The organism is Pseudomonas sp. EL_65y_Pfl2_R96, assembly GCF_963970905.1.
GTDB lineage: Bacteria > Pseudomonadota > Gammaproteobacteria > Pseudomonadales > Pseudomonadaceae > Aquipseudomonas.
The window spans coordinates 1-18,452 of the sequence record NZ_CAXAQH010000006.1; the positions used below are offsets into that span (position 1 = coordinate 1).

Below are 18,452 nucleotides of genomic sequence, written 5' to 3' on the forward strand. Positions count from 1 at the left end.
TCGTCATAACGCTTTGCCATTGCTAATCACCTTCGCCCTCTTGAGTGACTGAGTCAATCAACAAGGGCGACAGGTAGCCTGACACGGAGGGCGTTTGCCAAAAGTGACCCGCTGTAAGAGCGGAACCATAGGTGGCCGTTACCGCAGAAATGGATATGTACTCAGTCAACAAACTACAGGTCGGCTGTCAGGCCGCCTTCGCGGGCAAGCCCGCTCCCACAGTTGATCAGCGTACTCGCCTAGTGTGCAGTAACCCCCCGCACACCTGCATTACCGGGCGACAACGCCAACGCCACTTGTGTGCGGTTATGCATATGCGTCAACCGCAACACCTGCGACACATAAAGCTTCACCGTGTTCTCGGTAATCCCCAACTCACAGGCAATCTGATAATTGGTCTGCCCCTTGCCCACCAGCCGCGCCACTTCCAACTGCCGCGGCGACAGTTGATTGAAAACCGCCGGCATCGCCACTCGCTCCGTCTCACTGAGCACACCGTCAGCCGAATCTGACGCAGGCACCGAGGACGGCCCCCGACGAACCTTGTCCAGATCCTGATAAAGCTCGTCGATCGATTCACAAAGGTACTGCAGCTTCTGACTCAAATGCCCCAACTGCAGGTTTTTCTGCCGCTCCTGCAAGGCCACTTCCTGACGCTGCAAACCTTCGAGCAACTCAGTCAGATCAATCGGCTTCTGATAGTAATCGGCGAACCCGGTCCGCAAGGCCTTGATCACATCCTGCTTGTCCGCCCGCCCGGTGAGCATGATCGCCTCGAACGCCCGGTGCTTGCCGGACAACCGTTGCAGCGACTGGACGAGCTGGATGCCATCCATGTCGGGCATCTGCAAATCACAGAGCACCAGGCCGACATTCACGTCTTCTCTGAAACGTTCGATCGCCTGTTTGCCGCAGACACAAGGCACACAGCGATAACCGCTGCGCTCGAGAAACTCGCATAGCTCTTCGACAATCAATGGCTCGTCATCGACCACAAGGACTTTTATTGCCGAGGTAAGCTTGTTCACGTGTTACTCCATACCTGGTCAGGCTTGACCGCTCCCGTACCGACAGCCACAGGCTGTGCCACTACAGTGTTGAAAGTAGACGCACTTTCCAGCTCTGTACATAGAACGGCTGGCGCCTGCGACTAATGCATCCAGGCCAGTGTGAGCAACATGCCCACCAGCACGAACGGCGCAAAGGGCTGTTTTTTTGACGTTCCCGGTCCCAGGTAGCGAAGACGATCCCTAAGTCTCTGGCTCATATACAGCCAGAGTCTTGGCGCCAACAGCAGCCAGAACGCACTGGCCAATCCGGCGCCGATGAAACCGCCGAGCAGGTGCATGCCGTCCGTCGCAAGGCCCAGCGTCGCCATCAGTTTCACATCGCCCGCCCCCAGACGTCTCAAGGCATAACCGGGCAAGGTGAAGGCCAATGCCAACAAAAAAGCCCACCCCCCCTGTACCGCATCGGCCCCCAGCCACGTGGTGCCCGTCCACAGCAGATACGCCAGCGCCAGCCCACCCGCGCCAAGGGTCAGGCCATTGGCGATGTGCCGCTCCCGGACATCCTGTGCGGCGCAAAGCGCCAGCCAGATAAGTAGGACAACGTTCTGCATCCGGTAAAAAACGTCCGTTTTGGCTGAATGATTCTATGCTGATGTTACGCCGTGATGGTCAGGGTAGACGCACTCATGAAAACAGGCCTCCCCCGCAAACAAAAAGGTGCCGTGGCGATTGAGTTCGCCTTGGTGTTCATCATCTTCTTCGCCGTGTTTTATGGGCTGGTCAGTTACAGCTTGCCGCTGTTGCTGATGCAATCGTTCCATCAATCGACGGCCGAAGCGGTGCGCCGCAGTGTGGCGCTGGACCCGAGTACCGCCAATTACGACATCGCCGTCAGAAACATAGCGACCACCGAACTCACACGGCAACTGGCCTGGATTCCCGCCGCACTGAACTTCAATGTGGCCACCGACGCCAGCGCCACCTACACCGGCGGCGTGCTGACGGTCACCATCAACTACCCCACCAGTAAACTGAATCAAGTGCTGCCGTTCCTGGTGCTACCGGGGATCGGCTCGGTGCCCAATCTGCCGGCGACTCTTACCGCCCGATCGAGCCTGCAGTTTTGAGTTCCGGGGACAAACTCTTCGGGCGTCTGCTCAATCGCCAGCCACCACAGCCTCCGAACACGCCAGACCCTGCGAGCGTGCAACGTGTCGGTTTGCAGCTGCATCTGGATGACGAAGGTCGAGTGATTCACCTGAACGGCCCGCTGCGGCATTTGCTGACGCAACAAGTGCCACACGCACAGACACCGCACCTGCTCGATTACCTCATGCCCCATAGCAGCCTGTCGGTCGAAGGCGCGCCAGCCGACTGGCAGGGACAGAGCCTGGACCTGGACTTTTTCAGCCTCGCCGGGCAACCGCTGCACCTGCGTGGCTGGGTGCAGCCGTTGGGCGAAAAATGGCTGTTGCAGTTGATCGACATCGGCGACCTGTTGCTCGAACGCCGACAAGCACGCAGCCGTGAACAATGCCAGTTGCTCGCGGCTCAGGTCAGTGAACAGTTGCGCCTGTGCAGCCTGACGCGTCTGCCCGAGGTGCTGGCGGAGCAACTGCAAGGCCTGGCCCTGCGCTTTCAGATCCCGTGCATGGCCATGGCCTTGCTCGACGAACAGGCAGAGGGTTGGCTGATTCACCAGCATTACGCGGCCTTCGATGCACCCCGCTTGTGGGACATCAATCAACGCCTGGGCACCGGCCTCGACAGTTTGAATGGCTCCGCGCCCCAACACCTGACACCCAGCGAGCACCCGCGTCTGCAAAGCATCTTCGGCAATGCCGAAGGGTTCGCGGTGCCTTATCACAATGCCCAGGGTGTGGTCGCCTGGTTACTCTGTGGTTTCTACCCGGTGCAAGAGCGCGCCCCCGACCTGAACGAGCGCGACTGGTTGCAACTCACCGCCGCCCTGGCCGGGCCGCTGCTTGAGCGCTTGCGCGAGCATCAGCACCATCTGCAACTGGAGCGGCTGGAGTCGTTGCAAGCCTTGCTCGGCACCGGCTGGTGGGAGGTCTTCAGCGACACCGCCGAGGTGCAATTGGCGCCGTCACTCGCCAGTACGCTGAACCTTGCGAGTACTCGTTTGCCGCTGCACGACTGGCTCGAACAGATTCACCCCGCCGACCGTGAAGAGCTGACGATTCGCCTGCAAACCTTGCAAGACGAAAGCACACCGCTACTGCTGTGCGTGCGCCTGCATCGCCCCGACATGGCGCAAACACCGATCTGGTACCGACTGCAAGGCCAGGCCTTGGGCATCGGCAAAAACCGGCGGCTGGTGGGTTTCATGCTCGACATCAGCGACATCAAAAATCAGGAACAGAACGCCGCTGCCGCCCATGCCCGGCTGGACAACCTGATCGCCAGCTCACCGGCGGTGATCTACGTGCAGCGCTATGTCGAAGGGGCGCTGCAACCGACATTTTTCAGCGACAGCCTGCTGCCGCTGCTCGGCTGGTCGCTTGCCGATTGCGCCGCCGGCGCGCTGGTGGAACGGGTCCACCCCGAAGACCGTGATCGCTATTTCGAGCGCACCCGGCAACTGCTGCGCGAAGGTTCGGTGCGCGCCCGTTATCGGCTGCGCGACAGTCGCGGCGATTACCACTGGCTGCTCGACGAAGCCAAACTGCTGCGCGATGACCTCGGGCTGCCGGTGGAAGCCGTGGGGCTGTGGCTGGATGTCACCGAGGCGACCCTGGCCGCCGAGCAAGTCAAACAGAGTGAAGAGCGCTATCGGATTCTCGTTGAAGATTCCCCGGCGATGATCTGCCGCTACCTTCCAGACCTGACGCTGACCTTCGGCAACCGGCCGCTGGCGACCTACCTGGAATGCCAGCCCGAGCAACTGCCGGGGGCGAACCTGGGCAGCTGGATGTCGCCGGAACAGCGCGAAGCGTTCCTCCAGCGGCTCAGTCGGCTGAGCCCGGAGTTCCCGGTCAGCACCGCGGAAATCAACCTGCAACTGCCGGGAAGGGAACACGCCTGGTGGGTCTGGTCGGATCGCGGAGTGTTCGACGAGCAGGGTCGCTTGCTTGAGATTCAAGCCGTAGGCCGCGACAACACCGAAGTCCGGCGCGCCCAGCAACAGCTCACTCAAAGCGCGAAAATGGCCACCCTCGGCGAAATGGCCACCGGGCTGGCCCATGAAATCAATCAACCACTGAACGTGATGCGCATGGCCATCGTCAATGTGCTCAAGCGCCTGAGCAATGGCGATGCGCAAATCGATTACCTGACAGACAAGCTCAACCGCATCGACGCGCAAGTTCAGCGTGCGGCGCGGGTGGTGGATCACATGCGGGTGTTCGGCCGGCGTTCGGAGATCGAGCAGCACCCGTTCAATCCGGCTCAAGCCATCGAGGGCACGCTGTCACTGCTGTCCGAAGGCATGCGCGGCAAAGGCGTCGAGCTGCGGGTCAGCGAGACCGCTTTTGAAGTGCAGGTGCGCGGTTACGTCGATCAGCTGGAACAAGTGCTGATCAATCTGATGGTCAATGCGCGGGATGCATTGTTGAGCAAACGCGAGGCCGATCGGGAGTTCAAACCGTGGATTTCGGTGTACGCCGAACGCGATGAAGACTCGGTGCGACTGTGGGTCGAGGACAACGGCGGTGGTATCGATCCACGGCTGCTGGAGCGGATTTTCGAACCGTTCTTCACCACCAAACCGGTGGGCGTCGGCACCGGGCTCGGGTTGTCGGTCAGTTACGGCATCGTCGAAAACATGGGCGGTAAGTTGAGTGTAAGAAACTCGACCGAGGGCGCGCGGTTTTGTATCGAGTTGCCGATTGCCACGGGCGATCAGATCACCAGCGTCGCGCGCCCCGAGTGACAACTGAGGTTGGCACCGACGTCGACCATGTTCAAATCGATCCCGAGGCTTAACAGCAAGGTGTTGATCAAGCTGTCGAGCAACGGGCTGAGCACGCTGTTGATCGCGCTGACCAGCAAAGTGGTGACACTGCTCAGGATCGTCCCCAGATCACTGACGAGACTGCCCGACGGACCATACATATCCACGTGAATGTTAAGCGGGGTGTTGAGCAGACTGCTGACGATGCTGCTGGTGGAAAACGAGTAGTAGAACGGTGGCTGGTTGATTTCCGGCAGGCTGCTGGCGGGTGGTGCGGAGTAGATGTGGGAGATGTTGGTGTTCGCCGCCACGCTGGTGTCGGCAACGATATCGATACCGCCACCGACGCCGGGCACACGCGGATCGCAGGTGATGGGCAGAAAGAGAAGCCTGCGACAGGTTTTGATCCCGATATCGATCACCTTCAACGGCTGCACCGTGACCGTCGGCGGCGTGGTGTTGCTGCCGAACATGCTGGCCGCATCGATCCGGCCGATTTTCAGGTTGACCAGCGACGTATTGGTGCTGGTGGTCAGGGTTTTGTTGGTATTACTGACGCAGCTGTAGGCCGTGACGTAACTGCTGGCACTGGCGACCTCCAGCGCTACATCGAGCCGTATCGGCCCCGGTAGGACGATGATATCGGGCGTCTGGCAGGGCACGCCCAAGGCACAGGTCAGTGAATTGAGCACCGCCACCAGGTTGAGGTTGAGCAAGGCGTTGAGGGTGTTGGTCAGCGGCCCTGCAAGGTCCGCCACTGCATTGACCAGCGCCACAATGGCGTCGAGTGCCGGCAAGTCGATCGACAACAATGTGCGAACCTGCGCGGTTCTCACGTAGATCCTATTGGGGCCCAGTGGATCCAGCGCGGCGTTTTTCGGGTTGCCGATTGCCGAGAGTTGCGGCGGCTCCAGGACCTGCACCCGGGCCGTGATTTGCGCCAGCCCTGCCAGATTGATCGGCAGCGTTGCCACCAGACCATTCTTCTTGTTGGCCAGTTGCACGATGCCTTCGATCAGGTTGAACACGCTCACGTTTGTCGCCAACGCCGACATATTGCTGCCGTTCTCGACGTGCAGCATATTGCCCAGCACCACGGTCGTTGAGCCAGCGGCAACCTTGAGTGCTTGCAGCCCGACGATGGTCGCCGTCGCGCCGAGAGTGCCGCCGGGGTCCAGCACATTGACGGTGGTCTGGATCAACTGGCTGACGGTCACCGAAGCGCCCAACACCTGGTCATACCCGGCGGCATTGAGGCCAAGGTCGACCTTCAGCCGATCGAGATAATCAAGCAGGCTGATATTGGTGTTCACCAAACCGTTCCAGCCTGCCACGGAGAGGTTCAGACTGCCGCCCAGCAAACCGCCGAACAGCCCATTGAGGGTGGCCGACTTGCTGGTATCGATCGTCAGCACCGTGCTGCGAATGGTCAGCGATGCCAGCGGTGGCGGCAACGCAGCCACGGCGATCGCGGTCAGGTTGAGGGTCGCCCCGGCTGGAGCACCGCCGAACAGGGCGCCAATGCCTGCGGCGAAACTCTGCGGAACCGAATGGCTGACGCTCACCCGAATGGCTTCGCTGCTGCTCGGATCCGCCGCAAATACCCGAAGATTACTGGCATCCAGACTCAAGGTGCCACAGGCCACCGCCAGGCTGCGCGTGGGGTCAGGAAGGGTGAAGCCGTTGCGGTTTGCACTGGCGGTGGCATAGGCGGAAGCGGTGTCACCCACGGCGCAATCACCGTTGCGCGTGGCAACCTCCAGCGCGGCCATGTCCGCTACTTGCTGCAGGTGGCGTTTTTCCAGGTACAGGCGACCACTGTCGACCACGATCAGCAGGAACACCAAGGCCATGCCGAGCGTCAGCACCGCCATCAAACCGATCGCTCCCCGTTGCCGGGCCGGGCTACGAAACTGCAAGCCGGGAGACATGACGCACTCCTTTGCCGGCGCACTGCCGAGGGTTACCTCCATGGGTGAGCAGCAGTGTAGACAAGGGATCGCCAGATTGCTGGCAACTCGCCATCCCAGATAACAAAAAACCCATGTGGGAATGGGCTAATTGTGGGGGCGGGCTTGCTCGCGAAGGCGGCCGTTCAGCGTTTAGCGCGGTGGATAGTTAGCCAATATCCGCCCAACCGTCTCGCGGATCGTATTGCTGCGCTCCTGCGGATTCGGTGTGCGGCTGAGGGTCTGCTCGTCGCTGCCGCGCCACACCAGTTTGCCATCCTTGCCATCGAGCAGGTCGACCTGGATGGTCGCCACCTTGTAGCTGATGTTGCGGGTTTCGTTATACATCGGCCCGCCCCAATAACCGTTCCATGGGCTGCCCCAACCGCCGCCATAGTTAGTGGTCACCTGTTGCTGACGATCTTCGACGATCAGGTAGGTCTGCACCTTCAGATCCGAGCTGGCGCCGGCGGCGGCTGGGCGCAAACCGCGCTGATCCAGCTGATCGGCAACGGCCTGGCGGATGCGTTGTTCGGTCAGGTCACTCTTGATCCGTGGGTCGTCGGGACGGTATTGCAAGGCGGGCTCTTTCCAGCTCCAGCTACGATAGGCGGCAAAGTCGCGGCTGGCATCGAAGTCATGGTAGACCTGGTTGGCGGCACAGGCAGTGAGCAGCGCGGCCATGGCCAGTGAAACGAGACGGCGGAACATGATTTTTCTCCGATGAGGACATGCACCTGAACAGGAGGCTAACTGGGAGGATACGCCGACATGGCCTTTTCCACAGCTTCGCGAATGGCATCGGCACGCTCGCCCTGGTTGCCCTGACTGCTGGTTTCAGCGCTGGCACTCCACACCGGTTGACCGGTACTCGCGTCGAACAGATCGACCCGCACCACCACGACTTGCACCTGATAAGTACGGATGACCGGCACCGTGTTGTACATGCCGTAACCACTGCCGTAGCGGTTGTAGCCGCCATAACCGCCACCGTAATCAGAGCCGTCCTGCACCTGACGCAAACGGGTTTCCAAGCGCAAATCGGCGCTGACCCACAGGTCTGCCGGGCGGTTGTCGTGCAACGGGCGCAAGCCGCGTTGATCGAGGGCATTGCTGACGGCTTCGGCCACCTGCGCCGAGTCGGCCCAGGCCGTGCCCGGAGGCAGGCGCCCGTTGAGCCAGGCCCAACTGCGATAGCGCCCGTAATCCCGAGGCGCCGCCGGGTAGGCGCTGCGGTCGAAGGTGCTGGCGGCCTGCGGGGGGGCTGGTGGCAGAGGATTGGACGTCGCGACATAAGGGTTGCTGCCCTGACAGGCCGCCAACCCGAGACAGATCACCAGTAACCCTGAACGACTATGCATTTTGTGCTCCGGTCAGATCGGCCGACAGATCCAGTGCAAGTAGCGCCCAAGCCCGGCGAAGCTTGGGTGACGGCGGTGCGCCAGTTCCATTTCGAGCAAGTCCGGCAGTTCGACGCGGGCCTGGAACTCCACCGGCATGTAGTCGTAAAAAACCCGCATCCCACTCTGGGTTTCGACCTGCCACATGCCCTCAAGTTGCGCCGCCAGTTCCCGTGGATCCAGTGGCTGCTGCGGCGTCAGGCTCTGCTTTTCGCCGGCCATGTCATTCTTGCGCATCTTGCGAAAATGGCCCTTGAGCAGGTTCCGGTAGATCAACGCGTCACGGTTGTAGAACGCCAGGGACAACCAGCCATCCGGCTTCGTCAGCTGATGCAGCACCGGCAAAATCGCATGGGGTTCGGCCAACCATTCCAGCACGGCGTGGCACAGCACCAGGTCGTAGGGTTCGGTGAGCTGACCGAGCAGGTCCTGCCACGGCGCCTGAATGAATGTCGCCGTCTGCCCGGCTTCGGCGAAACGCTGGCGGGCGCCTTCAAGCATCGGTTCGGCGGGCTCGGCGAGGGTTACCTGATGACCGCGCTGGGCCAGCCACAACGACATGTGGCCCAGGCCGGCGCCGATGTCCAGTACCCGCAACGGGCGGTCCGGCAGGGTTTCGGCCAGGTCGGCCTGCAGCACGGCGAGCCGGATTGCCCCTTTGGCGCCCCCGTAGATTTTTTCGGCAAAGCGGGTCGCCAGCTGATCGAAATGACGGTCGCTCATCAGCTGAACCGCCGTTCGCTGTCCGCGAGTTTGTTGCGCACCACTTCATTCATGTCCAACCCCAACTCGCTGCACAGCAGCAGTAGATACAGCACGATGTCGCCGATTTCCTGCCCGGCATGGGCGAGTTTGTCCGCCGGCAACTGGCGCGACTGGTCTTCGCTCAGCCACTGGAAGATTTCCACCAGTTCGGACATTTCCACGCTCGCGGCCATGGCCAGGTTTTTCGGGCTATGAAATTGCCGCCAGTCATTGCGGTCGCGGATGGCGTGCAGGCGTTCGGTCAGTTCAACAAGGTTCATCGGGCTCTCCTGAAGGCGTATAGCTTCAGGGGGATGGCGGGTGAAGGCAAGTGGCAGTGGTTAAGCGGCGGAGGCGATTTTTTGTGGGAGCGAGCCTGCTCGCGAATGCGCGTTGATATTCAACGTAGATGTTGACTGACAGACCATCGCGAGCAGGCTCGCTCCTACAGGAATAGTGCAACCCTCTATGCTTGTGGGGAACCCGGGAGCACGATCAGTAGCCCAACGCTCGGACCCGGCAACCACGCCACCACTCCATCAGGACGTACACATGCAGGTAGAAAGCTTTTTCGAATGGCTCGGCCAGGCAATCGGTTCGGTCATCCGCTTTATCATCGATACCCTCAGTGGTCTGTTCAACCTGTTGAGCAACGCCGGCAGCAATTTTGTCGAAGGGCTGGCCCAGGCACTGGGCATGGAAACTTCGATCATCAGCATCATCATCTTGATCATCGGGCTGATGCTGCTGTGGTCGGCGATCCGCGCCTTCATGAACGCGTCGATCATCATGGGGATTGTCTGGTTGCTGCTGGGGCTGTGGTTGCTGAGCTGGATCATTCACTAACCCCAATCCCTCCCGCCCTGATCGTTCCCACGCTCTGCGTGGGAATGCAGCCCGGGGCGCTCCGCGTCCCTGACGGCGTGACGCAGAGCGTCACAGGAGTCATTCCCACGCAGAGCATGGGAACGATCATGCAGATCGCGCTCACCTGCCGCTACAATGCAGGCGCCCCCAAGGAGCCTGCATGTCCAACCTGATTGCCGACTGGCGCGACCGTCCGACTCATCGTCGCGTCTGGGCGCTCGCCGCCCCCATGATTCTCTCGAACATTTCCGTACCGCTGGTGGCGCTGGTCGACAGTACCGTCATCGGCCACCTGCCCCATGCTCATCAGCTCGGTGCCGTTGCGGTGGGCGCCAGCCTGTATACCTTTCTCGCCTGGGCCATGGGTTTTCTGCGCATGGGCTCCACCGGGTTCGCCGCCCAGGCTGCCGGGCGCGGGGATGGCGCCGCGTTGCGGCAGATATTGCTGCAAGGTTTGTTGTTGGCCATGGGCCTGGCCATTCTGTTGGGGGCGTTGGGCGTGCCGTTGAGCGGCGTCGCGTTGCACTTCATGCAACCGTCGGCGGAGCTGGATCAACTGACCCGCGAGTTCTTCCACACGCGGCTGTTCGGCTTGCCGGCGGCGCTGGCCAGTTATGCGCTGGTCGGCTGGTTCCTCGGCACCCAGAACGCCCGGGCACCGCTGGCCATTCTGTTGAGCACCAACCTGGTCAACATCGCGCTGAACCTGTGGTTCGTGCTCGGCCTGGAGTGGGGCGTGGTCGGCGCGGCGCGGGCCTCGGTGATCGCCGAGTGGACCGGCGCGCTGATCGGCCTGTTCATGACCCGCAAAGCCCTGCGCGCCTATCCCGGCCATATCGCCTGGGCCGCGCTGGCGTTGTGGCAGAGCTGGCGCCCATTACTGGCGGTCAACCGCGACATCTTCATCCGCAGCCTGGCGTTGCAGTCGGTGTTTTTCCTGATCACCGTGCAGGGTACGCGGCTGGGCGACGCCACGGTCGCCGCCAACGCATTGCTGCTCAACGGCCTGCTGCTGACCGCCCACGCACTGGACGGTCTGGCCCACGCCGTGGAAGCCCTGTGCGGACACGCCATCGGCGCTCGCGACCGAGAGGCCCTGCGCCGCTCACTGGTGGTAGCGTGCGGCTGGTCGTTGCTGGCGAGTGTGGGGTTTGCCTTGCTGTTTCTGTTCGCCGGGCACCTGTTCATCCAGATGCAGACCGACATCCAGAGCGTGCGCGACACCGCCTTCATCTACCTGCCTTACCTCGCCGCACTGCCGCTGATTGCCGTCTGGAGTTACCTGCTCGACGGCCTGTTCATCGGCGCCACCCGTGCCCGGGAAATGCGCAACGGCATGCTGTTGACGGTGCTCCTGCTGCTGCCCTTCGCCTGGGCGCTGCAAGGTCTGGGCAACCATGGCCTGTGGATAACCTTCCTGCTGTTCATGTTGCTGCGCAGCCTGACCCTTGGCGCGTTCGCCTGGTACTTGCGCAAGAACGACAGCTGGTTCAAAGGCTGACGAGGGGCAGACCTTCAACACATTCAGGGTTGATCGTTCTGCCACAGGTTGCGCAGGCTATCGAGACGTTCCTGCTGAGTGATTCCCGGCAACGGTAGCTGGGGCATAGCATCGGGGTGCTGCAAGCGTAGCCATAACCAGCCATCGAGCACCGGGCGTTCGCTGAAACCCAGCGCCAGCCCTTCCTGCAGATGGGCCCACAAGCTGTTGTAGTCAGTCCCGGTGGATCGGCTCCAGCGCCAGGCATGTTGCTCCAGCAGGCAGGTTTGCAAGGAGTCTCGCTGACGCAGGCTGAGGTTTTCTTCGATGGCCAGCGGCCTGACGGCAAGCCGCGGATTGAGCAACTGCTGCCAGCCCGGACAGCCAATGGCTCGATCGGCCCAGGTGCCTCCGAACCAGCGCAACTGGTCGATCGGACCGAGCCAGCGACTCAGCTCCAGCGCGTCGCAGGCATCAAAAAAGTAACTTGCCGCTTGAGGGTTGTAGTAGCTCAGCAAGGCCCGGTGATGCAGACCGAAGGTGACTGTGAGCATGCGTCGCAAATGCTCCAGCAACTGCGATGGCGGTGCTTCACTGACCAGCAGCAACCCACTCCAGATGTGCGGCTCACTTGAGTACAGCTCGGCGAGTGCCGGGCACTCGCGAAGGTCGACCAACGCCGGCCCGCGCTCACGCAACGGGTGAAACTCGGTGCTTTCGAACAGCCAGAACCATCGGGCATGAGCGAACTGTTGCCGCAGCATCACACCGGCCCCAGGCACGCCCGGTATATCGAGCAACAGCCATTGCGGGGTCGAGTCGGGCGCCTGAGCGGCGATCATGCCGCACCGCTCTGGCCGAGCTGCGCCGCTGCCCGGCACGTGCAAAAGGATTGCGCGCAATGACTGAAACTGCCCCCGCCCGGCAGCAGGCACAGAAGCACCAAAGGTTCGCTCGATTGCAGTAAACCCAATAAACCATCGACCGCGCGGCTGGCTTCAGTCGTCGAGGCGGATAGCAGGTCGGGTAGGGCTGGCTCTGCGCTGGACGGTGGTCGGGGAAGAAATCCGCTGATCAAGGGTTGATCCGGATCGCCTTCGATAAAACTCACCAGCACCTGCGTGCCTTCACTCAACGGCATGGCTCCTGCGCTTTCCAGCTCGGGAGCCAACGGCAACCAGCAGTGGCTGGGGGCTGCGCCTTCGCCCTGATAAAGCCAGTCAAACTGCACGGCAACCGGTCTGGATGGATCGGGGCGAGACTCACTGACGTTGACTACCCACGCCCGCTGCAAGCTGTGCATTCTGGGTTTCACACCCGCATAAGCCGCCACGAAAGGCACTTCCTGTGCAATGGCGCGCAACTGATTGCTATAAGACCCCCCCGGTTCCTGCCCTCCCTGATGCCCGACATGGGTCAACAGCCAGAGACGATTCAAGTCCGCGCAAGGATGGCCGGACAACGGCATCAGCTGACCGCTGCGCAGCGTCGCCAGGTTCGTCTGGCCTTCGGCAATCTGCCCGCAGCCGTGAAGCTTGAACGGGTGCACCCCCGGCCGTTCGCTCTCACCCTCGAAGACGCTCTCTTCGCCACGGTGAAACGGCCCCAGGCCATCACCGAAAACCAGGCTGTGCCCGTGCACGCGGTGCTCGAAATAGTAATGAAGCCGTTCCTGGGCGCACAGACGCTGGAGAAACTGCAGGTCCGATTCCCGGTACTGCGTGCAGAAATCACGGGGTGGGTAATCGCCGCTCAACTCGAAGCGACGATCCTTGCCGGCAATGCCGTGCTCCTTGAGCACCTGAGCGAGAATCTGCGGCACCGAGCGATTGCTGAAGATTCGCTGATTGAAGCGCTGGGCCAGACACGCCAGCCTGGGTCCCAGATGCACACGGCAAAGCCTGGGTTCGTCGCCATGGCCGGGTTGAGCGAGGCCAAGCAACTGCCCGTGAATACCCTCCCCCGGCGGCCCGAAGTGCAAAAAGGCCGAACGGTACAGCAGGCTAGCAAGGTCCAGCGTCGGGTCATCGTTCAGCAGATCCACGTCGAACACAAAAGGCTCGCTGATGGCTTCACTACCGGTAAAGGCCAAGACCTCAAAGGAGTCGGGCAGACCCGCTATATCCAGACGAAATGACGGCTCGTTGACTGGATCGAACATCGGCGATTCTCTACAGGAGGGGCGGCTGGGGATTCTCGCTGAGAGACATGGCCGAGTAGAGTGCCGAAGTACAACTTAGGAAATGACCTACGTGAAAAGAAGACCACATCGCTTGGATTGCTAGGAATGTGGGTCATTTCGCGTGAAAAAAGAGAAGCCCCGCACCAGGTCATCTGAAATTTCCGCAACGTACGGAGAATTTTCAGACAACCCGATGGGCGCAGCGCCTTACCTCAAGAAGACAGGTAAGACGAACGGGTCAGGCCCAGACGCAAGGCATCGAGGAACTGGGTGCGCTCGGCGGCGCTGATGCGGGCACTGGCGCACTTGTCGCGGTAGTGGGTCATCAGCTCTTCCGGCGACAAGTGCACGTAACGCAGCATGTCTTCGATGGTGTCGTGGGTTTCGATACCGGCGTGGTACACACTGCCGTCGGCGTTCTGGTAGATGTTCACCGAGTCGGTGTCACCGAACAGGTTGTGCATGTCGCCGAGAATTTCCTGGTAGGCACCCACCAGGAAAATCCCCAGCAGATAGTCTTCACCGTCATTCAGACCGTGCACCGGCAGGCTGGTCTCGATGCTCTGCTCGTCGACGTACTGCTTGATCTTGCCGTCGGAGTCGCAGGTCAGGTCTTGCAGCACCGCACGGCGCAGCGGCTCTTCGTCGAGACGGTGCAACGGCAGGATCGGCAGAACCTGGCCGATGGCCCAGGTGTCCGGCAGGCTCTGGAACACCGAGAAGTTGCAGATGTACTTGTCGGCCAGCTTGTCGTTGAGTTCGTCGAGCACCTGACGGTGGGAACGCTGACGGGCCTTCAACGAGTTGTGCAGGCGGCGGCAAACGGCGAAGTAGCATTGCTCGGCCAGGGCTTTTTGCGCCAGGGTCAGCTTGCCATCGGCGTATTGAGTGGCCACGTCGCTCATGTAGTGCGTGGCGCGCCAGTAGGTCTCGGTGACCATTTCAATGTCGGTCGGACCGAGCAGGTCAACCAGCCACTGCACGGTTTCCGGCAGCTCTTCCTTGTTATCGATCTTCGGCACGTCGTCGTTGTGTTTCTCGACGTCGGTCACCTGCACCACCAGCATGGCGTGGTGAGCGGTCAGGGAGCGGCCGCTTTCAGAGAAGATGTTCGGGTGCGGCAGGCTCTGCGCGTCGCAGAACTCCTTGAGCATCCCGACCACGACACCGGCGTAATCGTCCATGTCGTAGTTGATCGAACTGGCGTTACGCGAGTGAGTACCGTCGTAGTCGACACCCAGGCCGCCACCGACGTCGATGTGATCGACCGGCAGGCCAAGGTTGCGCAGTTCGCCGTAATAGCGGATCGCTTCCTTGAAACCGTGCTGGTAGTCCGCCAGGTTGGCGATCTGCGAACCCATGTGAAAGTGCAGCAGGCGAATGCCCTGGTCCAGACCCGCAGCGCGGAAACGATCGACCACCGACAGCAGCTGCGCCGCCGACAGGCCGAACTTGGATTTTTCGCCACCGGTGTCTGCCCACTTGCTCGACGCCAGGGACGACAGACGCACGCGCAGGCCAACCTGTGGCTTGACCTTGAGCGCCGCCGCTTCTTCGATCACCAGACCGACTTCGGATTCTTTCTCGATGACGATGAACACGTTGTGACCGAGCTTCTGGCCCATCAACGCCAGACGGATGAACTCGCGGTCCTTGTAACCGTTGCAGACGATGGTGCCGCCCTTCGGCGCCAGCGCCAGTACCGCCAACAGCTCAGGCTTGGAGCCAGCTTCCAGACCGATCGATACGTTCTGGGTGGCGATGATGTTTTCGATCACCGCTTCCTGCTGGTTGACCTTGATCGGGTACAGCGCGGTGTACTTGCTCTGGTATTCCAGACGCTCGATGTTGGCGTCGAACGCACCGGTCAGCTGACGCACGCGGTCTTGCAGAATGTCGGGGAAGCGCACCAGCAACGGCAAGGACAAACCGCTTTTGCGCAGTTGGTCGACTTGCTCGAACAGGTCGATAGGCGAACTGGTCGGGCCGTTCGGACGAACTTCGACGCGACCGGCGTCATTGATCGCGAAATACCCGGCCCCCCAATGGCGAATCCCATAAACACTGCGGCTGTCCGCAACTGTCCATTGGCTGCCATCGTCTTTGCGTGTGCGTCTTACGGACATCGAAGTCCCCTATAAAGAAGTCATAGAGCGTCGCCTTGAGTTCAGGCCGGCGCAGTCTAAAGAATGAAAATGACGGTTCGTCAACGAGGGGGTAGACCTCGTTGACCGCAGTGAGTTTAGAAGCCGGTCATGAACAGGCTCTGTGAAAACCATGGAGACGACGCCAGGCCAAAATGAAAAATCAGGACTGGATCAAGCCGCGGGTGGTTTTCACAGAGGCTGCTAGCCGCCGGACTTCTTCGCCTTGAAACCGTGTTTGATCAGCTCGCCCAAGAGTAGCTCGACATGATCGCCCTGGATTTCGATGATCCCGTCTTTCAACGCCCCACCGGTCCCGCAACGTTTCTTCAACGTGGTGGCCAGTTCCTTGAGTGCGTCTTCGGCCAACGGCACGCCGGTGATGGTAGTCACCGTCTTGCCGCCACGGCCTTTGCTTTCGCGACGCACGCGAGCGATGCCGTCGCCGGCCGGGATGACGGTTTGTTTGCAGATGCAGGCATCCACCGGTTGACGGCAATCGGGGCAATGACGACCTGCGTCGGTGGAAAATACCAGGCCACCAAGGGCGGCGAAGGATGCGGCTTTTTTGGCCACCGGCAATCCTCTTGGGAGGACAAAGACTGGTCGCGGCAACTGAGTGCCATCGACCGCGAAGCCCCACTCAGGCAGGGGCAGCGCTACTGAAACGGAAAACCCGGTGTAGGAGCTGACGAGTGCAACGAGGCTGCGATCTTTTGATTTTGACTCAAAAGCTAAAGTCAAAAGATCGCAGCCGCGGCAGCTCCTACAACAAGCATTACCGGTTCAGCTTGAAAAGGTCGCGCAGTGTAACGGCAAAAAGCCGACTTGCTAAGAGCCAATCGGCGCCAATTTACAGCTCTTTTGCGACGTTCTCCCCTTGGGCACGAAGATAGCGCTTCAAGGCCGCCAGAGAGTCCGGGCAATAAGGCTTCTGCGTGATTTCCAGCAGAACCTGATCGATCGGGATGAAGCGCGCTTCAAGCACTTCTTCCGGCTGCAGGATCAACGGGCCATCCCACACCGCCGAAAACGCCGAACACCAGAGCCGGTTGCCGGTGTCCTCGAAGAAAAAGTGATCATGGGCGCTCAGTTCCACACCGCTCACACCCAGCTCTTCTTCCAGCTCACGGGCCGCCGATTCGGCGTAGGTCTCGGTAGCCAGCACCATGCCGCCGGCCGCCACGTCCCAATAACCGGGATATATCGCTTTGCTCAGGGTACGCCGGTGCACGCACAGCTCACCGGCAGAATTGAACAGCATGATGTAGGTGCCGCGCCCGATCAGCCCTCGTTCACGCAGGTCGGAGCGGACCAGTGCGCCGAGCAGGTTGTCCTGCTCGTCGACCCAGGCGATCTGCTCGGCATCCGAGGCCGCACGGTGGGCGGCCTCCCGCATGCTATCGACGGAGTTATCGACCATGACTCAGCCCTGATTGAGCAACTGACGCAAATCGATCACCGCGGCGTTGGCCCGGGAGATGTAATTGGCCATGACCAGCGAGTGGTTGGCCAGCACGCCGAAGCCGCTGCCGTTGAGGATCATCGGGCTCCAGACCGGCTCTTGCGAGGCCTCCAGCTCACGGATGATCTGGCGCACGCTGACCGTGGCGTTTTTCTTCGCCAACACATCGGCGAAGTCGACTTCGATGGCGCGCAGCAGGTGGGACAAGGCCCAGGCCTGACCGCGGGCCTCGTAGAACACGTTATCGATCTGCATCCACGGGGTTTCGACGACTTCTTCATCAACCTGCGGCACTTGACCGAGCGCCGGGACTTCGGTTTTCAGCGCGGTGTTGAGCTTGACCCGGCCTACGCTGGCCGACAGCCGTTGCGACAGCGAACCCAAACGGGTTCCCACATCACCCAGCCAGTTGTTCAGGTTGTCGGCGCGGGCATAGAACAGCGCACTTTTCTGGTCAGCCCCCGACAGACGTGCCTGATAGCGGCTCAGGGAATTGATGCCTTCCTGATACTCGGACTCACTGGACGGCAGCACCCAGCTCTTGTTGTCGAAGTTGAAACGCGGCTCGGCCTTGGCCAGGTCGGCGTCTTCGGCGGACTGCGACTGGGAACGGGCGAAGTCTTTGCGCAACGCACGACTCAGGTCGCGAACCTGGACCAGCACGCCATATTCCCAGCTCGGCATGTTGTCCATCCACAGGCCCGGCGGAAAGCGGTCGTTGGAAATATAGCCACCCGGTTTGGTCAGCAGGGTACCGGCAACCGTCTTGAGGGTTTCCACCGTGGTGTAACCCACGACCATCTGCTTGCCTTCTTTTTCGGCCGCCATCTGGGCATTCTGCTGAACCGGGAACAATGCGGGCTCCTGGCTCCAGTACCAGCCCAGCGCGATAGCCACCAACAGGTAAAGGCCAGTCAGAGTGGCCAGCGCCCGGCTGAACAACAGGCCGCCCAAATAACTGCGGGTGGCCGATTTCGGTTCAGCGGCACGTTCAGGCGCGCTGCCCGTGCGGTTCTTCCAGTCCAGCATGGCGGTATCCTTTCAATCACTTGAGTTCATCGGTTCGACCACAACCCTACGCCATCGTGCCTCATTTTGCCGCGCATTAATCCGCGCGGAGCACTGAGCCACACAATCGCATGGTCGATGCGCCACTATAAATGAAGCACGCCCCTTGTAGCAGCTGGCGAAGCCTGCTGCTACACGGCTATCCGACCAGTCGGTCGGGAACTGAATGAAGTCGCTTTGCAGATTATTGACGTACGACACTCATGCAATCGAAAAGAGGTGCTAGCATA

Annotated in this window: 17 protein-coding genes; 4 read left to right on the plus strand and 13 right to left on the minus strand. The window is 61.0% G+C overall.

The features are described 5' to 3' along the window. Window positions 1-239 precede the first annotated feature (239 nt). The gene (locus AACY49_RS08765) at window positions 240-1,028 is read right to left on the minus strand and encodes a response regulator transcription factor (protein ID WP_258697718.1); all 789 of its coding nucleotides are present in this window, start codon (window positions 1,026-1,028) and stop codon (window positions 240-242) included. A gap of 122 nt (window positions 1,029-1,150) precedes the next feature. Further along, complete coding sequence (locus tag AACY49_RS08770; RefSeq protein ID WP_339523031.1) at window positions 1,151-1,621, minus strand: prepilin peptidase; 471 nt, start codon at window positions 1,619-1,621, stop codon at window positions 1,151-1,153. Window positions 1,622-1,696: 75 nt separating this feature from the next. On the opposite strand from AACY49_RS08770, the gene AACY49_RS08775 reads away from it, so the two are divergent. Both AACY49_RS08775 and AACY49_RS08780 read left to right on the plus strand, forming a co-directional pair. Further along, the gene (locus AACY49_RS08775) at window positions 1,697-2,137 is read left to right on the plus strand and encodes a TadE/TadG family type IV pilus assembly protein (protein WP_258697720.1); all 441 of its coding nucleotides are present in this window, start codon (window positions 1,697-1,699) and stop codon (window positions 2,135-2,137) included. Then, window positions 2,134-4,902: an ATP-binding protein gene (locus AACY49_RS08780; RefSeq protein WP_339523035.1), complete on the plus strand. Its 2,769-nt coding sequence runs from the start codon at window positions 2,134-2,136 to the stop codon at window positions 4,900-4,902. The genes AACY49_RS08775 and AACY49_RS08780 overlap by 4 nt, the downstream gene beginning before the upstream one ends. On the opposite strand, the gene AACY49_RS08785 is transcribed toward AACY49_RS08780, so the two are convergent. The 5 genes from AACY49_RS08785 to AACY49_RS08805 form a co-directional block, all read right to left on the minus strand. Further along, window positions 4,872-6,854 carry a pilus assembly protein TadG-related protein gene (locus tag AACY49_RS08785; RefSeq protein WP_339523037.1) on the minus strand — a complete coding sequence of 661 codons (1,983 nt, stop codon included), beginning with the start codon at window positions 6,852-6,854 and terminating at the stop codon, window positions 4,872-4,874. The two genes, AACY49_RS08780 and AACY49_RS08785, sit on opposite strands and share 31 nt — an antisense overlap. A 171-nt stretch (window positions 6,855-7,025) precedes the next feature. Further along, window positions 7,026-7,583: a DUF4136 domain-containing protein gene (locus AACY49_RS08790; RefSeq protein ID WP_258697723.1), complete on the minus strand. Its 558-nt coding sequence runs from the start codon at window positions 7,581-7,583 to the stop codon at window positions 7,026-7,028. A gap of 38 nt (window positions 7,584-7,621) precedes the next feature. After that, window positions 7,622-8,233 (minus strand): DUF4136 domain-containing protein, encoded by a 612-nt coding sequence (locus AACY49_RS08795; RefSeq protein ID WP_339523041.1) that lies wholly within the window; start codon window positions 8,231-8,233, stop codon window positions 7,622-7,624. Between the two features lie 12 nt (window positions 8,234-8,245). Then, complete coding sequence (locus AACY49_RS08800) at window positions 8,246-8,995, minus strand: methyltransferase domain-containing protein (protein WP_339523043.1); 750 nt, start codon at window positions 8,993-8,995, stop codon at window positions 8,246-8,248. Then, window positions 8,995-9,297: a MazG-like family protein gene (locus tag AACY49_RS08805; RefSeq protein ID WP_205887656.1), complete on the minus strand. Its 303-nt coding sequence runs from the start codon at window positions 9,295-9,297 to the stop codon at window positions 8,995-8,997. Before AACY49_RS08805 ends, AACY49_RS08800 begins: the two co-directional genes overlap by 1 nt. 271 nt (window positions 9,298-9,568) lie before the next feature. On the opposite strand from AACY49_RS08805, the gene AACY49_RS08810 reads away from it, so the two are divergent. Beyond that, a complete protein-coding gene (locus AACY49_RS08810; RefSeq protein WP_258697726.1) occupies window positions 9,569-9,862 on the plus strand; it encodes a hypothetical protein in 294 nt (97 codons plus the stop codon). A 181-nt stretch (window positions 9,863-10,043) separates the two neighbouring features. Further along, window positions 10,044-11,384, plus strand: coding sequence for an MATE family efflux transporter (locus AACY49_RS08815; RefSeq protein WP_258697727.1), 1,341 nt, complete (start codon window positions 10,044-10,046; stop codon window positions 11,382-11,384). Window positions 11,385-11,407: 23 nt separating this feature from the next. Here the strand turns inward: AACY49_RS08815 and AACY49_RS08820 are convergent, their stop codons facing one another. The 6 genes from AACY49_RS08820 to AACY49_RS08845 form a co-directional block, all read right to left on the minus strand. After that, the gene (locus AACY49_RS08820) at window positions 11,408-12,205 is read right to left on the minus strand and encodes a DUF4123 domain-containing protein (RefSeq protein ID WP_258697728.1); all 798 of its coding nucleotides are present in this window, start codon (window positions 12,203-12,205) and stop codon (window positions 11,408-11,410) included. Beyond that, window positions 12,202-13,524 carry a contractile injection system protein, VgrG/Pvc8 family gene (locus AACY49_RS08825; RefSeq protein ID WP_339523047.1) on the minus strand — a complete coding sequence of 441 codons (1,323 nt, stop codon included), beginning with the start codon at window positions 13,522-13,524 and terminating at the stop codon, window positions 12,202-12,204. The genes AACY49_RS08820 and AACY49_RS08825 overlap by 4 nt, the downstream gene beginning before the upstream one ends. A 233-nt stretch (window positions 13,525-13,757) precedes the next feature. Further along, on the minus strand, window positions 13,758-15,671 hold the full coding sequence (speA, locus tag AACY49_RS08830) for an arginine decarboxylase (RefSeq protein ID WP_339523048.1): 1,914 nt from the start codon (window positions 15,669-15,671) through the stop codon (window positions 13,758-13,760). A 222-nt stretch (window positions 15,672-15,893) separates the two neighbouring features. Then, window positions 15,894-16,265 carry a translation initiation factor Sui1 gene (locus AACY49_RS08835; protein WP_320392362.1) on the minus strand — a complete coding sequence of 124 codons (372 nt, stop codon included), beginning with the start codon at window positions 16,263-16,265 and terminating at the stop codon, window positions 15,894-15,896. A 277-nt stretch (window positions 16,266-16,542) separates the two neighbouring features. Beyond that, window positions 16,543-17,112, minus strand: coding sequence for an NUDIX hydrolase (locus tag AACY49_RS08840; RefSeq protein ID WP_258697731.1), 570 nt, complete (start codon window positions 17,110-17,112; stop codon window positions 16,543-16,545). 3 nt (window positions 17,113-17,115) lie between these two features. Beyond that, a complete protein-coding gene (locus AACY49_RS08845; RefSeq protein ID WP_258697732.1) occupies window positions 17,116-18,183 on the minus strand; it encodes a DUF2333 family protein in 1,068 nt (355 codons plus the stop codon). Between the last annotated feature and the right edge of the window lie 269 nt (window positions 18,184-18,452).